This is a genomic window from Pseudomonas sp. UBT (assembly GCF_050915955.1).
Lineage (GTDB): Bacteria > Pseudomonadota > Gammaproteobacteria > Pseudomonadales > Pseudomonadaceae > Aquipseudomonas > Aquipseudomonas antarctica_A.
The window spans coordinates 1683038-1705197 of sequence record NZ_CP168079.1 but is presented as its reverse complement, the minus strand read 5'-3'; the positions used below and the strand labels follow the sequence as shown (position 1 = coordinate 1705197).

The window sequence follows — 22160 nt, the reverse complement described above, 5'->3', positions numbered from 1 at the left end:
TCGCCATGCGCTTCGCATGAGGGCCGACTTACCTGTCACTGCTCGCGTTTGCTCATGGGGATTCCAATAATGAAAAACCCTTATGCTCCCGCTTTTTGGTGCGTGTTCTTCGCACTGGTGCTGTTATCGGCCGCCTATTTCTACGGCGTCATGCTCGCCCACCAAATCGACAAGGCCATGGTCTTTCTCGACAGTGCCTGCCTGGTGATCGGCACGTTGTCCATTGGTGTGGTGGCGTGGGCGTCTTATCAAAATCAACGGGTGAAGAAGAAGCTGCTTGAGCAAGGCAAGACCCGTGTGGCGATCTGGGACACCAAGGTTGCGCTACGCCGCGTTGAAACCGTGTTCGACCGTTATTTCTGGGGCAGCTATTGGCAGCCCGGCCGTACTTTCCAGGAGGTCATGGGCGAACTGACCGGCACCCCCCTGGAAAAAAGCCTCGAAGCCCTGAAAAAACAATGCGTGCTGCTCGATCAGCAGGTCGCTGATGGTAGACATTGGCTGAATAACGCACGGGAATTGTCCGATGTGGCCAACGCCATGGCCCGCGAACGTTACCAGTTGGACTTCTGCGACCCCAAGGCCGACACCCCCGGCAATGCCGTCATACACCGCGAGTTTGAGGTGTTGGTATACACCTGGACCGCCCGGTTGAAGAGTTTCGATCACCAACTCGATGAAGTCGAATTGGAGTACTCGTGAACCAACTACTGACCTGACCCCTCTGAAAAGCTGGGCCGTTCGCGGCCGCCAGTGCTAATCTTCCCCCCGTTTCGGCGGGCTTGAGCCAACCCCCTCGGGGTTCAAGGAAGACAGCCCACTTCTCACAGGATTTGATCAGGTCACTTCATGAATAAGCCAGCAGTTGTTCTTTTGGGTTTTGTTGTCGCCGTCGGCGTCGTCAGTGCAGGCGGCGCCTGGTACACCGGTAAGCAGCTGGAGCCGGTGCTGCAAACCGCGATCCAGAACGCCAACAAGGAACTGCAAACCTCCATGGCCGGCGTCGATGGCACCGTGAACCTGGAGCTGGTCTCCCTGGATCGTGGCCTGTTCAGCAGCACCGCCCATTACCGTCTCAAGGGCCAAGGCAGCGTCTTCGGCGAAGAAAATCCGAACCCTGAGCTGCTGTTTGTCGACCATATCGAACACGGCCCGCTGCCGTTTTCCCGCCTGGTGTCGCTGAAATGGTTGCCGGTCATGGCCACCAGTCACTACGCGCTGGAAAAAAACGCCACCACCGAAAAGTGGTTCGCCGCCAGCAAAGACGTGTCGCCGCTCAAAGGCGTGGCCAATATCGGCTACAACCGTTCGGTCAACGGCAACGTCGAGTTGCTGCCTCTGGAGTTCAAGGACGACAAGTCCTCGGTGAGTTTCTCCGGCGCCAACCTGGACTTCGACAGCACCGCAGAGGGCCAGAAGGTCAAGGCCGACGGCTACATGAACAGCCTCAAGGTCGCCGCAATCGATGCCAACGGTGCGCCGTTTGAAGCCGAACTGGCTGGCCTGACCGTGGCCAGTAAGCTGGAAAAATCCACTTTCGGTTTTTACACCGGGCAAAACACCGTTGAGCTGACCGACACCAAGGTCACCTTCGGCCCGCAGAAAGCGGTGCTGACCCTCAAGGGCTTCGAGCAAAAAGACACCAGCCAGACCAAGGACAACAACCTGGCCGGCCGCGTCGACTACAAAATCGACGAAATCGGTTACCAGGGTAAACCTGTCGGCTCGGCGGCCATGGCCTTGAGCATGAAGAACGTCGACATCCCGGCGATGTTGGTGCTGACCAAGCTTTACCAGGACAAGATGCAACCGGTGCAAGCCGCTGCCGCTGCCGGCCAGCCCGTGCCTGAGCTGCAACTGACCGAAGCCGAGCAGACCCTGGCAGAGGCGAATGTCAACCAGGTGCTGGCCGCCAAGCCGCAACTGGCGGTGGAAAACCTGTCGCTGAAAACCACCCATGGCGAAAGCAAATTCAGCCTGGTGCTGGACCTGACCAAGCCTGCGTCCATGGAACTGCCGCCGGTTGAGCTGGGCAAACAAGTTATCGCCATGCTGGACGCCAACCTGACCCTGTCCAAGCCAATGGTTGGTGATGTTGCCGCCCTGCAGGCCGAAGTGGGCGGTGTGACCGACCCTAAAGCCATCGAGCAGCAATCGCAGATGGCTGCCGAGATGGTCAGCGGCATGGCGGTCGGCACGCAACTGGCGACCCTGGTGGGCACCGACGTGGTCTCCAAACTGCACTACGCCAACAATGAAGTGATGTTCAACGGCCAGAAGATGACCGTTGAGCAATTCATTGGTTTTGTCATGGCCAAAATGGGTGCGGTCAGCGGCGCGCAGTAAGATTTCTTACATCAGTAAGAAATAAATAATGTGGGGGCGGAAGGGCTCGCGACAGGGGTCAAACGACCGGCGTTGATGCCGGTTGACACCTTATCGTCGCGGGCAAGTCCGCCCCCACATTCATATTTCCGGCAGGCCCTGCAATTCTGAACAATTGTTCTGAATTGGCCTTCTGCCTACGTTCCTAAGGGATAGTTCCTATAGGAAAGCTAGGCCGGGTCACTAGACGTCGGCACCCTGATGCGTTTTGCTCAGGACCACCTATCGTTACAGCTTTCCTTGTGTAAGGAAGCTCACGATATGCTGCGAAACCTACCCATCAGTGCTTCAGGCCGGTTGCGACTGCTCATCGGGGCCGCCTTGTGCAGCCAACTGCTGATGCCCAGCCTCGCGTTGGCCGACCCGGCCTACGATGCCCTGATCATCCAGGCGCGTAACGGCAACTTCACGCCCGCCCTTACCCAATTGCGCCAACTGCCTGCCGAACGCCAGACACCCGGCCAGATCAGTGATCACCTGGTGATTGCCGGTTGGGCCGGTCAAGACACCGAAGTGCTGAAGGTGTACGAGGCTCAGGGCAAAAATCGTAACCTCACCACCCAAGCCCTGGCCACGGTCGCGCGCACGTATCGCAATCAAAAGCAGTGGCCGCAGGCCTTGGCGGTTTATCAGCAGGCATTGCTGCGTGAACCGAAAAATATCGACCTGCAACTGGGCCAGGCCCTGACCCAGGCCGACGGTGGCCAAGCTACCGAGGCGGTGCAACGCTTGCGCGCGCTGGTGGCGGCGCAACCCGATGATCCGAACCGCCGCATGGCCCTGGGCTATGCACTGACGCGCGCGGGCTTGAACTACGACGCGCTGTTCGAATTCGACCAAGCCTTCATCCGCGCCGGTGATAAGCCCGAAGTGGTCCGCGAATACATCGTCGCCCTGCAAAAGGCTCGCTTGCCGGAGCCCGCTCTGCGCCTGTCGGCCAAACATCCGGGCGTGCTGGACGCGGTCACCCAGCGCCGCCTGGAAGGCGACCTCGCCGCCGAGCGTGTGCGTATGGCCGAGTTCGCCACGCGTACCGAAAAAGAACGCTACGTGGTCGCCGACCGCGCCCTCAACGATTACGACACACTGCTCGCGCGCTGGACCCCGGACGCCACCGCTCATGACGACGTAGTGCGCTGGCGCATCGACCGCCTGGGCGCCCTCAAGGCGCGGGCACGCACCGCCGATGTGATACGCGAGTACGAAACCCTCACTGGTGAAGGCGTGCAATTGCCGACCTACGCCGTGCGTTGGGTCGCCGCGTCTTACCTCGACCAGCGCCAGCCGGAAAAAGCCGAGCCGTTGTATCGCAGTGTGCTGACTGCGCCGGATGCCGACCCTGGCGATCACGTCGAAGACAGCACTGCGTTGTTCTACGCCCTGCTCGAAAGCGACAAAGTGATGGAAGCGCGCGACGTCGCCAACAGCCTGGCTACCACTCAGAAACCTCGCGTCGAACTCAAGGGCTTGCCCATCGGCAACCCCAACGACAGTTGGATGGACGCGCAACAGCTGGCGGCCCAGGCCGGCACCTACGGAGGTGACCTGCCGGGCAGTGAAACCGGCCTTGAGGCACTGGTGCAAAAGGCCCCGGGCAACGTCGGCCTGCGCCTGGCCCAGGCTGACATGTACCGCGCCCGTGATTGGCCGCGCCGGGCCGAAGGCGCCCTCAAGGAAACCGAAACCCAGGTCCCGCGTGATATCGGCCTGGAAGTGTCCCAGGCCTACACCGCCATGGACCTTCAGGAATGGCGCCAAATGGACGCGCTGACCGATGACGTGCTGGCCCGCAACCCGGACAGCCGCCAGGTTCAGCGCCTCAGCCGTCTGCGCGATGTGCACGACATGGCTGAACTGCGCGTTGAGGCCTACACCGGTAAAAGCTATGGCGGGGGCAATAACGGCGACGTCGGCGCGGTCGCCGGTAGCCGTGATTGGGGCATCGAAAGCGTGCTCTACAGCCCGCCCATCGACGAAGACTGGCGGGTCTTCGCCGGAGCCGGTTATGCCACCGCCGACTTTACCGAAGGTACCGGCCAGCACCGCTGGCAGCGCGTCGGCGTGGAGCAGCGTACCCGCGACATGACCCTGCAAGCCGAAGTCTCCAACCACTCCTACGGCTATGGCTCCAAACAAGGCGCAAGCGTGTCGATTGCCCGCGATATCAACGACAACTGGCAGTACGGCGGCAGCCTCGGCTACCTCCTGGCCAGCACGCCGCTGCGGGCCTTGAATGCCGATGTCACGGCCAACGGCGGCAGCGGGTTTATCCGCTGGCGTGCGAATGAAAGCCGCGAATGGAAACTGTCCCTCAGCCCGTCCCGTTTCAGCGACGGCAACAACCGGCTCGAAGCGTTGCTCACCGGGCGCGAGGGCATCTACAGCTCGCCGCACGTGCAAGTGGACTTGGGCCTGGAGGTCGGTGCCAGCCGCAACTCGAAGGAAGACGTGGTGTATTTCAACCCGAAATCGGACTTCAGCGTGTTGCCCACCGTCACGGTCAACCATGTGCTCTATCACCGCTACGAGACCCAGTGGAGTCAGCAGTTCCAGGTCGGTGCAGGTACGTACAGCCAGCGGGATTATTCCACCGGTGGCGTTGGTTTGATCGGCTACGGCCAACGCGTTCGCTGGAACGACGTACTCGAAGCCGGCGCCAACCTGAGCCTGATCAGCCGACCTTACGACGGCGTTCGCGAACGCGATCTGCGCCTGCTCGTCGACCTCATTTACCGTTTCTAAAAGAGCCTGACCATGACTGTCCTCAGCCGTTGCTTGTTGGTCCTGGGTGTATTGCTGGCCGGTGCCTGCGCCCAGCAACCCGCGCCCTATACTCCCCCCGCCGAGCGGCCGATACCGGCACGCGAAGCGCCGTGGCCGAAAAACCACTTCCTGGGCATCGCCTACCACGACGTCGAAGATCGCGACCCTGATCAGGCCGTGGTGGCGGTGCGCACCGAGCGTTTGATCGACCAGTTGGCCTGGCTGCGCGAAAACGGTTACCAGGCGGTCAGTGTCGACCAGATCCTGGCGGCACGCAGTGGTGGGCGTGAGCTGCCGCCCAAAGCCATCATGCTCAGCTTCGACGATGGTTACTCAAGCTTCTATACCCGTGTGATGCCGATTTTGCGCGCCTATAACTGGCCAGTAATCCTGGCGCCGGTCGGGTATTGGATCGACACGCCCTTGAACAAACCGGTGGATTTTGCCGGCACGCCGCGCGCCCGTTCCGACTTCCTGACCTGGGAGCAAGTGCGCGAAGTTTCCAAATCGAACCTGGTGGAAATCGCCGCCCATACCGACGCCAGCCACATGGGCATTCTGGCCAACCCGCAGGGCAACCTGGAGCCGGCCGCCGCGACACGTCGATACGATGCCGCCACCGGCAAATACGAAACCGAAGCCCAGTTCCAGGCGCGGATGCGCGCCGACGTAACCGCCATTTCCAACAAACTGCGGGCCGTCACCGGCAAGGCTCCGCGCGTGTGGGTGTGGCCTTACGGCGCGGCCGATGGCACTTCGTTGGCCGTGGTGGGTGAACAGGGCTACCAGATGGCCCTGACTCTGGACGATGGCCTCGACGACCTCGCCAACCTCAAGAGCAGCCCGCGTTTCCTGGTGGCATCCGACCCGGATGGCGAGCACTACGCCAATGCGATTGTCGGCACCCAGGCCAAGACCTCGATGCGCGTGCTGCACGTCGACCTGGATAATGTCTATGACCCCGACCCGGCCCAAGAGGCGCGCAACCTCGACCAGTTGATCCAGCGCGTGGTCGACATGGGCGCCAGCACCGTGTTCCTGCAAGCCTTCGCCGACCCCAAGGGCGATGGCCTGGTGCACTCGCTGTACTTCCCCAACCGCCACCTGCCGGTGCGCCGCGACCTGTTCAACCGCGTGACCTGGCAACTGCGCACCCGTGGCCACGTGAACATCTTCGCCTGGATGCCGGTGCTGAGCTTTGCCCTCGACCCGGCGTTGCCACGCGTTACCCGTTGGGACCCGCAGACCGGCGAGGTCGGCATCGACCCCGACCAGTACAAGCGCCTGTCACCGTTTGATCCCAAGGTGCGCCAGCAGATCGGCGAGATCTACGAAGACCTGGCGCGCAACACCGCCATCGATGGCGTGCTGTTCCACGACGACGCACTCTTCTCGGACTTCGAAGACGCCAGCCCGGCCGCGCTCAAAGCCTATGCCGCCAACGGCCTGCCGAGCAGCATTGGCGCATTGCGCGCCGACCCGGCCGTGATGCAGCGCTGGACGCGCTTCAAGAGCCGCTACCTGATCGACTTCACCCAGGAGCTGGCCGGTAAAGTCCGCGCCATTCGCGGGCCGCAGGTGCAGACCGCGCGCAACATCTTCGCCGAGCCGATGCTCAACCCTGGCAGCGAAACCTGGTTCGCGCAGAACCTCGATGACTTCCTCCAGACCTACGACTGGACCGCGCCGATGGCCATGCCGCTGATGGAAGGCGAGACGCTGAAGAACTCCAATGCCTGGCTGGAAAAGCTGGTGGCCACGGTCAAGGCACGTCCCGACGCCTTGCAGCGCACCGTGTTCGAATTGCAAGCGAAAGACTGGCGGACCAAAGAGGCGCCCGATATCAGCGGCGCGCAGATGGCTGAATGGATGGGGGTGCTCAAACGCCAGGGGGTCAGGAGCTTTGGCTACTACCCGGATAACTTCCTGGAAAACTCACCGGACCTGAAGACAGTACGTCCGGCCCTTTCCAACCAATGGAACCCTTGACCATGTTCGACAGAATCCTGGCTTTATTCGTGTTGGCGTTGGTATTGGGCGTGCCCCTTGGCCTGATTTTCCTGGTCACCGGGCAGTTCCTGATGGACTTCGTGTTTTTCTACCCGTTGTTCATGTCGGCACTGTGGATCGCCGGCGGCCTGTATTTCTGGCTGCACTGGGAGCGTCACTGGCCGTGGAAGGAAGACACTCCGGCGCCAACCCTGGCCGGCAACCCGCTGATCTCGATCATCATCCCTTGCTACAACGAGGGCGATAACGCCGCCGACACCATTCATGCGGCCCTGAACCAGCTGTACCCGAATATCGAAGTCATCGCCGTCAACGACGGCTCCAAGGACAACACCGCCGCGGTGCTCGACGCCCTGGCCTTGCAACACCCACGCCTGCGGGTGCTACACCTGGCGCAGAACCAGGGCAAGGCGGTGGCCCTGCGCATGGGCGCCGTGGCCGCGCGCAGTGAGTACCTGGTGTGCATCGACGGCGATGCCTTGCTCGATAAAAACGCGGCGGCGTATATGGTCGCGCCGATGCTCGACAACCCGCGCCTGGGCGCCGTGACCGGCAACCCACGCATCCGCACGCGCTCAACCTTGATCGGCCGGGTGCAGGTGGGCGAGTTCTCTTCGATCATCGGTTTGATCAAGCGTACCCAGCGCGTGTTCGGCCGGATCTTCACGGTGTCCGGTGTGGTGGTGGCGTTTCGCAAGAAAGCCCTGGACCGCATCGACTACTGGAGCACCGACATGATCACCGAGGACATCGATGTCAGTTGGAAGCTGCAACTCGACCACTGGGCGATCTTCTACGAGCCCCGCGCCCTGTGCTGGATCCTGATGCCCGAAACCGTTGGCGGCCTGTGGAAGCAACGCCTGCGCTGGGCCCAGGGCGGTGCCGAGGTGCTGTTCAAGAACATCCGTGGCATCTGGCAATGGCGCCATCGCTACCTGTGGCCGCTGCTGTTCGAATACTGCCTGTCTACTGGTTGGGCTTTCACCTTCCTGCTCTCGGTGATTTTCTGGGGCGTGGGCAAATTCGTGGTGCTGCCACAGGCGATCGCCGTCGACTCCCTGGTGCCACCGGCCTTTACCGGCCTGGTGCTGGCGATGGTCTGCCTGCTGCAGTTTGCGGTGAGCATCCTGATCGACCGGCGCTATGAGAAAGACCTGTGGAAAAGCCTGTTCTGGACCGTGTGGTACCCGATGGTGTTCTGGCTGATCAGCTTGCTCACCACCCTGGTCAGCTTTCCCAAGGTGCTGTTTAACCAGCATCAGAAGCGTGCGCGTTGGGTCAGCCCGGATCGCGGCATAAAACCCAGTGAAGAGGAGGCGTGATCATGAAACTGGTCAGAACTCGCCAGAACACCCTGATGTGGATCATCGATGTGCTGCTCACGCTATTGGCGTGGGGCGGGCTGGTTTGGCTGTTGGCGCGCGGGATTACTGCGATGCTGGAAACCCATGGCGGCCCACGCATTGAAGCGCCGATTTTTGCCGCGCTCAACACCTTGCAGATCTACCTGTGGATCGCCTTGTTCAATGCGTTGATCCTGATCAGTTGGGCGCGCTATCAACAACGTCGCGGGCGCAAGTTCGCCCAGCGTCGCGCCGAGGCGAATGCGCTCAGCGACAAGAGCCTGAGTGAAAGTTTCAACCTGGGCGACGGCCACCTGGAGCAGTTTCGCAAGCCGGGTGTGCTGGTGATCCACAATGACGAAGACGGCGGTGTGGAGGACGTGAAGGCCCATGTTTCGCGCGACGTGGAGCGCCCGGGCCTGAGCCTGGTGCCCGGCGCAGAAAAAGACAAAGGCGCGGGCTAGAAACTCCAAAGCACCCAAGACCCATGTGGGAGCTGGCTTGCCTGCGATAGCGGTGGGCCAACAACCAGTAAATACCTGACACGCCGCCATCGCAGGCAAGCCAGCTCCCACATTCCACCGGCGTCGCTTGGAATTCCGATAAATGGGATCCAATTCACAAAACTCCCGCGAACTTTTCTGTATTCCCCCGCACTAAGCTAACTCGGAAAGCAGTTGATGGCTAAATAATGGCCGCTTGTCACTTCTTTGCCGAATGACTATCAAAACAGTTGCCGCTTGTCGGAATAAAAAGTTTCAACGACAGGCTCAAGCTCTTTTTGATAATTCTTTATTGTTATTAATCAAAGTGTTGCCTAACTAATGTTGGCGAATGTGCAACTGTCCCGGTTTCTTGGGCCAGCGCGAGTTCGATGTTAGTTTGCCGCCCCTTGATTTTCGATGGATCGAACATGTCTTTGTTATTGCCACGGACTCGGTATTTGCTGTGCACTTTCCTGCTCACCTGCTTGAGCCTGAACACTGCCACGGCCGCTCCCACGCCAGGGGATCAGGACTTGATCCGCGACCGGCAAAACCGTCTGCTCGAAGAGCAAAGCCGTCGCCTGCAAGAACTGCAGGACTTGCCCGGCAAAGCGGCCAAGCCCCAGGCACCGGCCACGCCTGCCGACACCCGTTGCTTCCCGATCAAGGACATCGAACTCAAAGGCGCCGACAGCCTGCCCGCCGGCGACCGTACGCTCTTGCTCAAACCCTATGTCGGCCAATGCCTGGGCGTCTCGCAGCTCAATGAACTGCTCAAGGTCATCACCGACTATTACATCGCCAAAGGTCGCGTCACCAGCCGCGCCTACTTGCCGCAACAAGACCTCGGCAGCGGCCACCTGCAAGTGCTGGTGGTCGAGGGCAAACTCGAAGCGTTGCGCAGCGCCGAAGGCAGCACCGTGACCGATCGCGAACTGGCCATGGCGTTTCCCGGCAAGGTTGGTGAGGCGCTGAACCTGCGTGAAGTCGAGCAACTGGTGGACCAGCTCAACCGCCTGCCGTCCAAGCAAGCGCAAATGGAACTGACCCCCGGCAGCCAGGTTGGCGGCAGCGACGTGGTGGTCAAGAACACCCCACAGAAGCCTTGGCGCGCCAGCCTGTCGCGCAATAACGACGGGCAACGCAGCACCGGCGAACAGCAATGGGGCGCGGGCCTGGAGTGGGACAGCCCGCTCGGCCTGGCCGACCAACTGGTGCTGCGCGGCGGCCACGACGCCATCAGCGACCACCAGAAAACCTCGAAAAACACCATGCTCTACTACAACGTGCCGTGGGGCTGGTGGAACTTCACGTACACCTACAGCGAGAGCGATTACCGCGCCCTCGGCCATACCGACACCTTCAAGTTCAAACAGTCGGGCGACAACCAGAACCACCAACTGCGCGCCGAACGCGTGATCCACCGCGATGACGTCAGCAAGACCTCGGTCAACGTGGGTGTGGCTCACCTGCGCACCAACAACTACGTCAACGACGCCCACCTCGAAGTCAGCAGTAATCGCATCAGCGAACTACAGTTTGGCATCAACCACGGCCGGCGCATCGGCAGTGCTTTCGTCAACGTCGACCTGGGTGTGCAGAACGGTATCGGCGCCTTTGACGCCCAGCGTGACGACCAGCATCGCGATCAGTACGGCAACCTCACGCCCACCCCGGATTACCGCAAATACACCGCCACCGTCAGCTATTTGCAGCCGTTTCGTCTGTGGGGCGAGTCGTTCAGCTTCACCAGCCTGGCCACTGGGCAACGCAGTGAAGACGTGCTGTTCTCGCCGCAACGCATCAGCCTTGGCGGCTCGTCGTCGGTACGCGGTTTCAAGGATCAGCAGCTGTCCGGCGACAGCGGTGGCTACTGGCGCAATGAAGTGCGCTGGGCCCGCCCGGTCACCCTGGAATGGCTGCGCCCGGCCTTCGCCGAATACGGCACCAGCCTCGGTTACGACCAGGGCGTGATCCGCAACGACCGTTACAACGGCGACAACCACGGCCGCGTCTCGAGCAACTCCGTGGAACTGTTCGCCCGTGGCAAATACGTCAGCACCAGCGTGACGTTTGCCCACTCGTTAGAAAGACCGGGGGTCGTGACGGAGCGCGAAGCGCCGATCTACTTCCGCATGGATTTCTTCCTGTAATTCAACGCCCAGCTGCAACGAGAATTTGACCATGGATGTTCGCCACTTTGCCTTTTTGGCCCGCCAACCTTCTGCTGCCCTGAAGCGCCGCGACGCGTTCTTCGGCCTGCCCAAGCGCGGCCTGGTGCTGATCCTGGTCAACGCGCTGTTCTGGCAGCCGTTGCTGGCCCAGGCCGAAGGCATTGTGGTGAGCAACCCGGCCACTAGCGTCGGCCAGGCTGGCAACGGCGTGCCGGTGGTGAACATCGCCGCGCCCAATGGCAGTGGCTTGTCCCACAACCAGTTCAAGGACTACAACGTCGGCCCCAACGGCGTGATCCTCAACAACGCCACCGGCGCGGTGCAGAACACCCAGCTCGGCGGCTACATCGTCGGCAACCCGAACCTCAAGGGCGGCGCCGCCAGCGTCATCCTCAACGAAGTCAACGGCGGCAGCCCGAGCCAGTTGCGCGGTTATACCGAAGTGGCGGGCCAGTCGGCCAAAGTCATCGTCGCCAACCCGTACGGCATTACGTGCAGCGGCTGCGGCTTTATCAACACCCCCAACGTGACCCTGACCACCGGTAAACCGGTGCTCGACGCGAGCGGCCAGTTGCAGCGCTACCAGGTTGACGGCGGCGCCGTGACCATCGACGGCGAAGGCTTGAATGCCAGCAACGTCGATCGCTTCGAAATCATCACCCGTACCGCCAAGATCAACGCACAGATCAACGCCCGTGAACTGGCGGTGATCGCCGGGCGCAACGACGTTGATGCAAAAACCCTCAACGCCACCCCGCGCGCCGACGACGGCAGCACCAAACCCGAGCTGGCCATCGACTCCACCGCGCTGGGCGGCATGTACGCCGGCGCGATCAAGCTGGTGGGCACCGAAGCCGGTGTGGGCGTGAAGCTCGACGGCACGCTGGCGGCCAGTGGCGGCGATATCCAGCTCGATGCCAATGGGCATTTGAGCATGGCGCAAGCTGCCGCCAGCGGTGCGGTCAACGTCAACGCCGCAAGCCTGGACGCCAAAGGGCCGGTATATGCCGGTACAGCCCTGAACGTGAACACCCAGGGCGATCTCACCAACCGCCAAAGCCTGGCCGCCCGTGACCGCATTGCGCTGTCCGCCGGTGGCACCTTGACCAACGGCGACATCATCGAAGCCGGCGTCAACACCGATAACACCCGCAACGCAGCAGGCGATGTGAGCCTGCGCGGCAAGGCCGTCAACAACACCGGCGCGAGTGTCATCGCCAGCCGCACGTTGAGCGTGGATGCCCAAGCCCTGAATAACCAAGGCGGCACACTGGGCGCCAAACAGCGCACCCAGATAACCGCCGCCTCGGTCGACAACCAGAACAAAGGTCGCATCCTCAGCAATAATGGCTTGGCTATTACCGCAGATCGCCTGCAGAACACCCAAGGTGGGCTGGTCACCAGCGACGGGCCGCTGACGGCGGTGGTCGGTGAATTGCACAACCAGGGCGGTGAAGTCTCAAGCCTCGACACCGCAGCGCTGACGGTCGCCACCCTCGACAACGTTGCGGGCCTGATCACGGCGGGCAAGGCCTTGAGCCTCAACGTCGGCAGCCTCAACAACCAGGGCGGCCTGGTCACCAGCCAGGGCGTCGTCAACGTGGCCGGTAACAGCCTCGACAACCGCCAGAAAGGCTTGGTCGCCGGTATCGGCGGTGTGCAGGCCAATGTCGTCAATATCGACAACCGCAACGGCGAGCTGTCCAGCCGTTCGGGCGTGCTGGTCACGGCTACACAACTGGATAACAGCGATGGCGGGCTGGTGGTTGCCGGCGGCGGCGCAGCCCTGAATATCGATCAGTTGCTCAACCGCAACCAGGGCCTGATCAGCAGCGAAGGGCTGCTGAGCATCTCGGCGCGCACCCTGGCCAACAACGCCGGTACGCTGTCCAGCGCCGGCCCGCTGACCCTCAGCACCCTTGGCGCGCTGGACAACCGAGGCGGGCGCCTGGTCACCGACGGCAGCCTGATCCTCAACGCCGCCAGCGTCGACAACAGCCAGAACGGCACCCTGAGCGCGCGCCAGGCCCTGTCCCTCGGCACCGCCGACCTGAACAACCAGCAAGGCGGCCAGATCACCAGCGCCGAGGCCCTGACCCTGGACCTCAACCGGGGCGAGTTCAACAACCAGAACGGCCTGATCAACGCACCGCTGTTGATGCTCAACAACCTCAAGAACGTGCATAACCAGGGCGGCGAGATCTCCAGCAGCCAGGCGTTCACACTCACCGCCGACAACCTCGACAACAGCCGCGGCAAATTGCTGAGCAACGCCGCGCTGACCCTGCGCATCGGCCAGGCCCTGGCCAACGTCAAAGGCCTGATTGCCGCCGCCTCGGTCGATGCGCAGGCCACCGACCTCGACAACAGCGGTGGCACGCTCACCAGCCGTGGCGACACCGTACTCAACGTGGCTGGCCGCCTCGCCAACCGCGACCAGGGCCTGCTCAACGCCAGCAACGCCTTGACGCTCAACAGCGCCGAGCTGGACAACCAGAACGGCTCACTGCTGGGCAGCGCGATTGCCCTCGACTTCGGCACTGCCACTGGCGACCTGAACAACACCGGTGGTCTGATCACCACCGCCGGCAACCTGACCATCAACCACCTGCGCGACCTCAGCAACCAGGGCGGCGAACTCTCCAGCGCGCAAACCCTGAACCTCAGCGGTCGCACGTTGAACAACAGCAACGGCAAGCTGATCAGCAATAACCTGCTGGTGCTCAATGCTCAAAACCTGATCAACCAGAACGGCCTGATGTCCGGCTGGCAGGGCCTGACCGTCAGCGGCGCGAACCTCGACAACCGCAACAGCGGCACCTTGTCGAGCCGTTACGGCGACCTCAATGCCACGCTGACCGCCAGCCTGCTCAACAGCGCGGGCGGTGCACTGGTCAGTCAAAAGGCGCTGTACGTCAGCGCCGGCGAATTGGACAACAGCAACAAAGGCGTTCTCTCCAGCGCATCGGGCCAGCGCCTCACCGTGGGCGGTTTGCTGAATAACGCCCAAGGCGGCGTGATCGACAGCGGCGCAGCCCTGACCCTGAATGCGCAAAACCTGGACAACAGCGCCGGCAGCATCAGCGGCGGCACCGCCACCAGCCTCGACCTGTTGGCGACGCTGACCAACACCAATGGCAAGTTGGCCAGCGGCGGCCCGCTGCTGATCAGCCGCGCGGCGCAGATCAACAACCAGGGCGGCCAGATCGCCAGCCAAGGTTTGTTGACCCTGCTGACCGGCGGCCTGGACAACCGCAACCGTGGCACGCTGGCCGCCAACGACCGCTTGAGCCTCACCGCCAGCGGCCTGGTGCAGAACGGCAACGATGGCTTGATCTACAGCCAGAACGCCGACCTCAACCTCACGGCCAACCGCGTGGACAATGGCAAAGGCACCGTGCAAAGCCAGGGCGGCATGAGCGTCGACGTGGCCGACACGCTGGATAACCAGAGCGGCAAACTGATCGCCCAGGCGGGCGACCTGAGTGTCAACGCAGCCAGCCTCGACAACCGTGGCGGCACCCTCGCCAGCCTCAAGGCCGCACTGCAAACCCAAGTGGTCGGCGTGCTGCGCAACGGTTACGACCTCAACAACAACCGCCAGGGCGGCGTGATGCAGGGGCAAAGCCTCAACCTGCAAGCCGGCGCTGTGGATAACTATGGCGGGCGCATCGCGGCGCAGGGCGGCAACGCGCTGGTCACTACCGGCAATTTCGACAACCGCAACGGCGGGCTCTATGCCAAAGGCCTGATGCGTGTGGTCGGGCATGACTTTGATAACAGCGGCGACAACGACGGCCAGATTGCCGGCCAACAAGTCGACCTGGACCTGAGCGGGGCGCTCAACAACCGCCTGGGCATCATCGAAAGCGAAACCACCCTCAAGGTGCGCGCCGCCAGCCTCGATAACCAGACCGGGCGCCTGCGTGCGCTGGGCACGGCGGGCACCACCGAATTTGCCATCGGCGGCTTGTTCGACAACCGCAACGGTGTGGTGGAAACCGCCAACAACGACCTGACCCTCAACGCCGGCAGCTTCCAGAACCTGGGCGGCAATGTACTGCACGTGGGCACCGGCAATTTCGGCATTGCACCCGCCAACCTCAACGACGTGGGCGGCAGCCTGGTCACCCGTGGCGACTTGACCATCACCCAGGGCAACTGGACCAACAGCAGCGTGATCCAGGCCGGGCAACTCACGGTCAATGTCGACAGCCTCGACCAGACCGCCACCGGCCAATTGCTCGGCGCCCGACGCTTTGTCGGCAATGGCGCCAACTGGACCACCCATGGCCTGATTGCCAGCGACGGCACACTCGACCTGACCTTGAGCGGCGCATTGAACAGTACCGGGCGCATCAGCAGCCTGGGCAACCTCAACCTCAGCGCGGCCCAAGCCACCCTCAGCGACACGGCAAGCATTGCCGGCGGCGGCGTCACCACCGCCAACATCGGCGGCACGCTCAACAACCGCGGGCGCATCACCGCCGCCACCGACCTGTTGCTCAACGCGGGCACGCTCAACAACTACGCGACCCTGGGCAGTGGCCAACGACTGGTCGCCACCACCGGCGCCTTGCTCAACGACCACGGCCTGATCTTCAGCGGCGGCGACATGAGCCTGCGTGTCGATGCGCTGAACAACAGCTACGCCGACCTCTACAGCATGGGCAACCTGAGCGTCGACCGCGACGGCAAGGGCGGCCTGGCCAGCAGCATCCTCAACAGTTCGTCGACGATCCAGAGTGACGGCAACCTCAGCCTGTCCGCCAATTCGATCAAAAATGAACGGGCGGTACTCACCGTCAACGACGCAGGTGTCTACACCGCCTCCGCCACCCTAGGCACGTGCATCGAGTACGTCAACGCCGGTGACTGCCACGCCGGTGGTACACCGCGCAACTACGTGTGGGAACTGGTGACCCGCGACAAACTGGAAGTGACCGCCGCCAGTGTCGGTTCGAGCATCACCTCGGGCGGTAACATGACCCTGGCGGGCGGCGACCTGCTCAACAGCAGCAGCTCGATTGCGGCCGGTGGCAACTTCACCGCGCGCCTGAACAACCTGGTCAACACCGGCATCGAAACCGGCGAGACCGAAACCTACCGGCTCTTTACCTCCGCCCGCACCAAACACCCGGAAGGCTGGTTCAGCGCCGCCGCTGCACTCACCAACAAATACTGGTACCAAAGCGCTGGCTACAACCCCAATGACCTCGGCGGCCTGGAAGCCACCGTGGCCAACTTCGTCGGCCTGATGGAGAAAGAGAACACCCAGTTCGGCAAAGTCACCAAAATCGCCAGCGACGACCAACGTTACGCTGCGGTGATTCAGGCCGCCGGCGCGGTAGACGTCAAGGCGCAAGCCGGTATCGACAACAGCGTGGTGCGCCTGGGCTACAACTACATCGGTGCGGGCGCCAAAACCACTACCGGCGCCACCGGTGCCAGTGGCGCAGCCGGTTACTCGACCCGGGTCACCCTCAACCAGCAACTGCCGCCTGACCTCGCCCAACAGCAGATCAACCCGTTGAGCCTGCCCGGCTTCACCTTGCCTACTGGCCAAGGCGGACTGTTCCGCCTCAGTGGCGAAAGCGCCAGCGCGCCGGCCACTACTGGCCCGCAAGGCTGGACCCTGGGCGGCGGCAGCGTCGACCGCACGCCGGTGACCGGCCCGGTCGTACCCGGCAGCGGCACCTCGGCCGACGGCGTGGTGATCAACCGCGTGCAAGGCCTGCCAGACAGCCAGTTCGTCTCCAACCCACAGAAATACCTGATCGAAACCAACCCGCTGCTGACCAACCTCAGCCAGTTTTTAAGCTCTGATTACATGCTGTCCAAACTGGGCTTCGACCCGGACCAGGCACAAAAGCGCCTGGGTGACGGCCTGTATGAACAGCGCCTGATCCAGCAAGCCGTGATCGCCCGTACCGGCCAGCGCTTCATTGATGGCCAGACCAGCGACGCCTCGATGTTCAAATACCTGATGGACAACGCCATCGGCACCAAGCAGGCACTTAACCTGGCCGTAGGCGTGAGCCTCACCGCCGAGCAAGTCGCGGCCCTGACCCACGACATCGTGTGGATGGAAAACGCCACCGTCGCCGGCCAGCAAGTGCTGGTGCCCGTGCTGTACCTGGCCCAGGCCAACAACCGCCTGGCGCCCAACGGCGCACTCATCACCGGCAGCGACCTTAACCTGGTCAGCGGCACCGACCTCAACAACGTCGGCACCCTGCGCGCCACCAACAACCTGGCGGCCAGCGCCGGGCGCAACATGGTCAACAGCGGCCTCGTGCAAGCGGGCAACCGCCTCGACCTGCTCGCCGGCAACAACCTCACCAACCGCGCCGGCGGCATCATCGCCGGGCGCGACGTCAGCGTCAGCGCAGTGAATGGCGATGTGCTCAACGAACGCACCGTCACCAGCCACCAAAGCAGCAGCGGCTACCGCACCGAACGCACCGACTTCGTCGACAACGCCGCCCGCATCGAAGCCGCCAACACCCTCACCCTGCAAGTCGGGCGCGACGTCAACAGCACCGGCGGCGCCTTCAAAAGCGGCGCCGACCTGGGCGTTCAAGCCGGGCGCGATGTGAACCTGGCCACCGCCGAACAGCGCAATGCCAACACCGTCAGCACCTACATGCGCAGCAGCAGCGCAAACCAGTACGGCACCGTGATCGAAGCCGGGCGCGACTTCCAGGTGGTGGCTGCGCGGGATATCAGCGCCATCGGCAGCCAGCTCAATGCCACGCGTGATCTGGCGCTGGTGGCCAAGGGCAATGTGAACCTGGCGTCGGCGGCGAATGAACAGCATTCGGCGTTTAATTCCAAGAAGGTCACCAGTGTCGAGGACCATGTTCAGCAGGTGTCGACCGTGCTCAAGGCTGGCGGTGACGCCACCCTGAGCGCCGGGCAGAACCTGCAACTGGTGGCCAGCCAAGTGGATGCGGGCAAAGAAGCGTACCTGGTTGCGGGTAACGACCTTGCCCTCAAGGCGGCTGAAAATCAGGACTACAGCTTCTACAGCAAGACCAAGAAGACCTCGTCCGGGAAGAAATTCCGCCTCGATGAGACATCCGCCGTCAACAATGTCGGCAGCTTGGTCAGCGCGGGCACCAACAGCACCGTCGTGGCGGGTGCAAACCTGTTGCTGGCCGGCAGCGCCGTCACTGCCGACAAAGGCGCTGCGCAACTGGTCGCAGGCCAGGACGTCAGCATTCTTGCGGTCACTAACTCCGACAGCGCCCGTCACGAACGCAAAGAAAGTAAAAGCAGCTGGGGCGGGTTCAAGTCGAGCAAGGTTGAAGACAAAGTCGACGAGAAACGCACCACTGCCGTGGGCAGTATGGTCTCCGGCGATACCGTCACCGTCGCTGCCAAGCGCGACACCACAGTTACGGGGTCATCCCTGGTAAGCACTGGCAACCTCGCCGTAGAGGCGGGGCGCGACCTGACCATTGATGCGGCGAAGAACACCTTTTCCCGTATCGACATGCACAAGGAAAAGAGCCGCGATCTCACCGGCGTGCTCACCGGCAACAAGCTGGGGCTGGATGACATCACCGGCAACCAACACCTTTCCATTGGCAGCCAGAAACACAACGGTACTGCCGATGAGATGACCTTGACCGGCAGCACGGTGGGTTCGAGTGCGGGCAATGTGTCGCTGACGGCTGGCCGAGAGTTGACGGTGGTGGCGAGTGATTTGGTGAGTACCAAGAGTATGGCGCTCACGGGTGCTAACGTCACTATCACGTCCGGTATGGAAACGTCGAACCAGACCAGCAAGGACAGCTCCAAAAGCCTGGCGGTTGGCCGTGTGATCGGTGGCACGCTGGTCGATACGGTCAACAGCATTCGCGACGATGTTCGGGCTGCAAAAAATGCCGATGACAGCCGTTTGAAAGCGGTCAAAGGCGCCCAAGCGTTGCTCTCGGCTTATAACGCCATGAGTGGCGATGACAGCGCTGCCAACGAGTCAGACGGCAAGCCCGCGAATAGCTCGGGTTCGGTCATCAAAATCGGCACCGAGTTAGCCTCGACTCGTAAGAAAAGCACCAGTGAATACCATGCTGAAACTGCCAAGCAATCCACGCTTAACAGCGGCGGCGGCTTGTCGATCATTGCTACGGGGGACGCGGCCAATACTGAAGGCAACCTCCACGTAATTGGCAGCAGTATCAAAGCTGGCGATACGCTGTTGTTGGCGAAAAACAACATCACGCTGGAGAGCGCGCAGGACCGAAAAAACTGGGATAACAAGAACAGCAATAACAAAACCAGCATCGGCGCCAGTTTCAACATTGGTGACCAGAACGGTTTCACCCTCGACCTTGGCGCAAAAATGGCCAAGGGAATGGGCACCGGGCATGAGTTGACACAGGTCAACACGACGCTCGACACCGGTTCATTGGTGCTTAAAAGCGGGCAGGACACTACGCTGGCCGGCGCCCAGGTACGGGCCGATGTCATCAATGCCAACATCGGTGGCAACCTGAATATCGCCTCTCGACAGGACGAGGCGAGCCAGAAAAACAAGCAGACCAGCGCCGGTGTGGGCGCCAGCATTTGCGTACCGCCCTTCTGTTGGGGCTCGATGGTAACCGCCTCCGGCACGATTGGCGGCAGCAAGATGAACAGCGATTACAACGCTGTGACTGATCAGACCGGGCTGTTTGCCGGCAGCGGTGGCTACGACATCTATGTCGGCAAAAACACCACACTGCAAGGTGCCGTGATTGCCAGCGAAGCCAGCGCTGATAAAAACATCCTCAGCACCGAGCGGCTGCTGGTCAGCGATATCAAAAACAAAAGTGATATCAAGAGCCAGGCCGCCAGCCTGAGCTTGTCCTACACCAGCACCAAAGGGGACAAGCCGGGTGGCCCGGTCACGCCACCCGACGAGCGCAAGTGGGCACACACCGACACCGGCGGGGCGATACCGCTGCTGCTCAAAGAGTCCGACAGCAGCAAAACCCGCAGTGCGGTCAGCCCTGGCACCATCATCGTTCGCGATGCCGCAGGGGCCTATGACGTCGTCGGGCTCAATCGTGATACCGCAAACGCCAACCAGCATCTGGACCGTCCGGATGAAAAGGCCATGCAGGAGCGGATCGACCTGATCCAAAGCTCTGCGCAGTTGGCCAGCAGCGTGATCAACACGGTCGCCAAAGCCAAGTCTGACGCGGCCAAGGCTCAAGCGAAGAAAGCTGAAGGTGGCACCCCTGAGCAAGTGGCCGCCGCCAACCTGGCCTTGGCCGATGCGGCCAGTTGGCGCGTAGGCGGCGATAAACGGATCATGGCGGACATCGCTACAGGCTTGATCGCAGCTGGCTTGGGCGGTGCGGGTGCAGGCACCACCGTCGGCATTGTTGCGAATACGACGGCCGCCGATACGTTCTACAAGATTGGTGATTACGCCAACCAAAGAGAGGTTGCAGCTACTAGCGCTTCGGAAAAGGCGGCCTGGGCCGAAGGGGGCGCTGCGCGAGTCTTGCTTCACACCCTGGCAGGCGCTGCCATAGGGCTGTCGAGTGGCAGCGTGCAGAGCTCTGCGCTTGGCGCAGGCGCTTCTGCCGCCTTGATGCCTATCGTCGAGAAAGCACTGAAAAACAGCGTTAATGACCCCCACAATCTGGACGCCATCTCTGCGCTGATCGCAACAGGCGTGGGCGCGGGTGTTGGCTCCGCTACCGGTGTAGCCGGAGCTGTGGCCGGTGGGAAAAGTGCGGCGAACGTCGATATGTTCAACCGTCAGATGCACCCTGCGGAAGTCATGGCGCTGAAGCAGCAAGTCAGCGCATTGGCAGCCGATGCCAAGATCACCACGGCCGAGGCCGAGAAGCGTCTGGCCAGGGGGCTCGTTTACTACGTTGATGCTGACTGGAACAAGTTGGTAGGTGCGCATCAGGACCAGCCGGATGCACTGACACTTAAATACCTGGGTATTGCGCTAGCACCTTTGGGGGACAACTACACTCGTCGCGCTGAGATGGGTGATGTACCGGTTATAGCCGACGCTGGAAAGATTTATACGCCCGACGAAACGGTTCGTTTGCTTCAGGACTATCGACTCAATCGTCCTAGCGAATACAACAATCGGAGCATCAACGAGGAGTACCTGGTCGGGAAATTTGATCCTGTCGTGAATCAATACGATTTCTACCAGAACAACCTCCACTATGGTGCATCTCTGGGAGAGACGATAGAAGGCGTGGGAACGGGAATTCCTCAGGGATTGGCCGCTGGAACGGTGAGTATGGCTAACGGTCTGTGGGCGCTCGACAAGGCACTGCTTACCGACTTTACGGGTGTAAGCTCGCAAATGGCCAATGGCTTGGTGACCCTGCTATCAGGGCGGGGAGAGCCTGATACCGAGATAGAGGCCCAGAGATTCCTGGATAGGCTCCAAGGCAACGAAATCGCTAGTACCAGGTTTGAAACAAAGCTTGCCACTGAGTTTGCGTTGTCGATGATTCCTGCGGGCCGAGCGGGTGCGGTGGGCAAAGTAGGAGAGATTGCTAAAGGGGCTGAAGGCGCTGCTGAGGTGGGTGCGGGTGCAAAAGAGGTAGCAAGCCCAGATGCGACGGGCGGGAAGAAAGTTGGTCCAGAGACCGACCTAGCCCCCGAAGTAAATCTGCATTCAGATGGAAGCTATCGAACCCCTGACGGAAAATTTGCTAGCCCGAAGGGTCTAGCTCCTCCGGGAACAGTTAAGGCAGATGAGTTTGCTAAGCATTTAGAAGCAAATGGAATGGAAGTTGTAGGCACGGAGATGGTCGTTAAAGGGCCTCTCGGTGATCGTAGGTATGACATTGTAGTCCGTGACGCAAATGGTAAATTACACGGTCTTGAGGTGAAAAGCGGAACTGCTAGTAAGACCAGCTATCAAGAATTCACCGATTATTTTGTCAATCAGTTTGGGGCGCAAGGGAAGGGACGGCTAAAAGGCGAAGTCATCGAAAGCGCTACAACAGTTTATGTGCCGTGAAGGT

The 22160-nt window shown here is 61.6% G+C and carries 8 protein-coding genes; all 8 read left to right on the top strand.

Features of this window, described 5'->3' with window-relative positions; translation table 11 throughout:
• Positions 1-69 precede the first annotated feature (69 nt).
• The 8 genes from ACDZ94_RS07770 (at position 70) to ACDZ94_RS07735 (ending at position 22156) form a co-directional block, all read left to right on the top strand.
• Complete coding sequence (locus ACDZ94_RS07770) at positions 70-702, top strand: hypothetical protein (RefSeq protein WP_064450116.1); 633 nt, start codon at positions 70-72, stop codon at positions 700-702.
• 147 nt (positions 703-849) lie between these two features.
• On the top strand, positions 850-2346 hold the full coding sequence (locus ACDZ94_RS07765; RefSeq protein ID WP_221293609.1) for a YdgA family protein: 1497 nt from the start codon (positions 850-852) through the stop codon (positions 2344-2346).
• A 300-nt stretch (positions 2347-2646) separates the two neighbouring features.
• Positions 2647-5127 carry a poly-beta-1,6 N-acetyl-D-glucosamine export porin PgaA gene (gene pgaA, locus ACDZ94_RS07760; protein WP_262666706.1) on the top strand — a complete coding sequence of 827 codons (2481 nt, stop codon included), beginning with the start codon at positions 2647-2649 and terminating at the stop codon, positions 5125-5127.
• Positions 5128-5139: 12 nt separating this feature from the next.
• Complete coding sequence (gene pgaB / locus ACDZ94_RS07755) at positions 5140-7137, top strand: poly-beta-1,6-N-acetyl-D-glucosamine N-deacetylase PgaB (RefSeq protein WP_432751299.1); 1998 nt, start codon at positions 5140-5142, stop codon at positions 7135-7137.
• Positions 7138-7139: 2 nt separating this feature from the next.
• Positions 7140-8480, top strand: coding sequence for a poly-beta-1,6-N-acetyl-D-glucosamine synthase (gene pgaC, locus ACDZ94_RS07750; RefSeq protein WP_064450120.1), 1341 nt, complete (start codon positions 7140-7142; stop codon positions 8478-8480).
• Between the two features lie 2 nt (positions 8481-8482).
• The gene (pgaD, locus tag ACDZ94_RS07745) at positions 8483-8965 is read left to right on the top strand and encodes a poly-beta-1,6-N-acetyl-D-glucosamine biosynthesis protein PgaD (RefSeq protein WP_064450121.1); all 483 of its coding nucleotides are present in this window, start codon (positions 8483-8485) and stop codon (positions 8963-8965) included.
• A gap of 449 nt (positions 8966-9414) precedes the next feature.
• Positions 9415-11139 carry a ShlB/FhaC/HecB family hemolysin secretion/activation protein gene (locus ACDZ94_RS07740; RefSeq protein WP_432751298.1) on the top strand — a complete coding sequence of 575 codons (1725 nt, stop codon included), beginning with the start codon at positions 9415-9417 and terminating at the stop codon, positions 11137-11139.
• Between the two features lie 31 nt (positions 11140-11170).
• Positions 11171-22156: a hemagglutinin repeat-containing protein gene (locus ACDZ94_RS07735; RefSeq protein WP_432751297.1), complete on the top strand. Its 10986-nt coding sequence runs from the start codon at positions 11171-11173 to the stop codon at positions 22154-22156.
• The last annotated feature ends 4 nt before the right edge of the window (positions 22157-22160 follow it).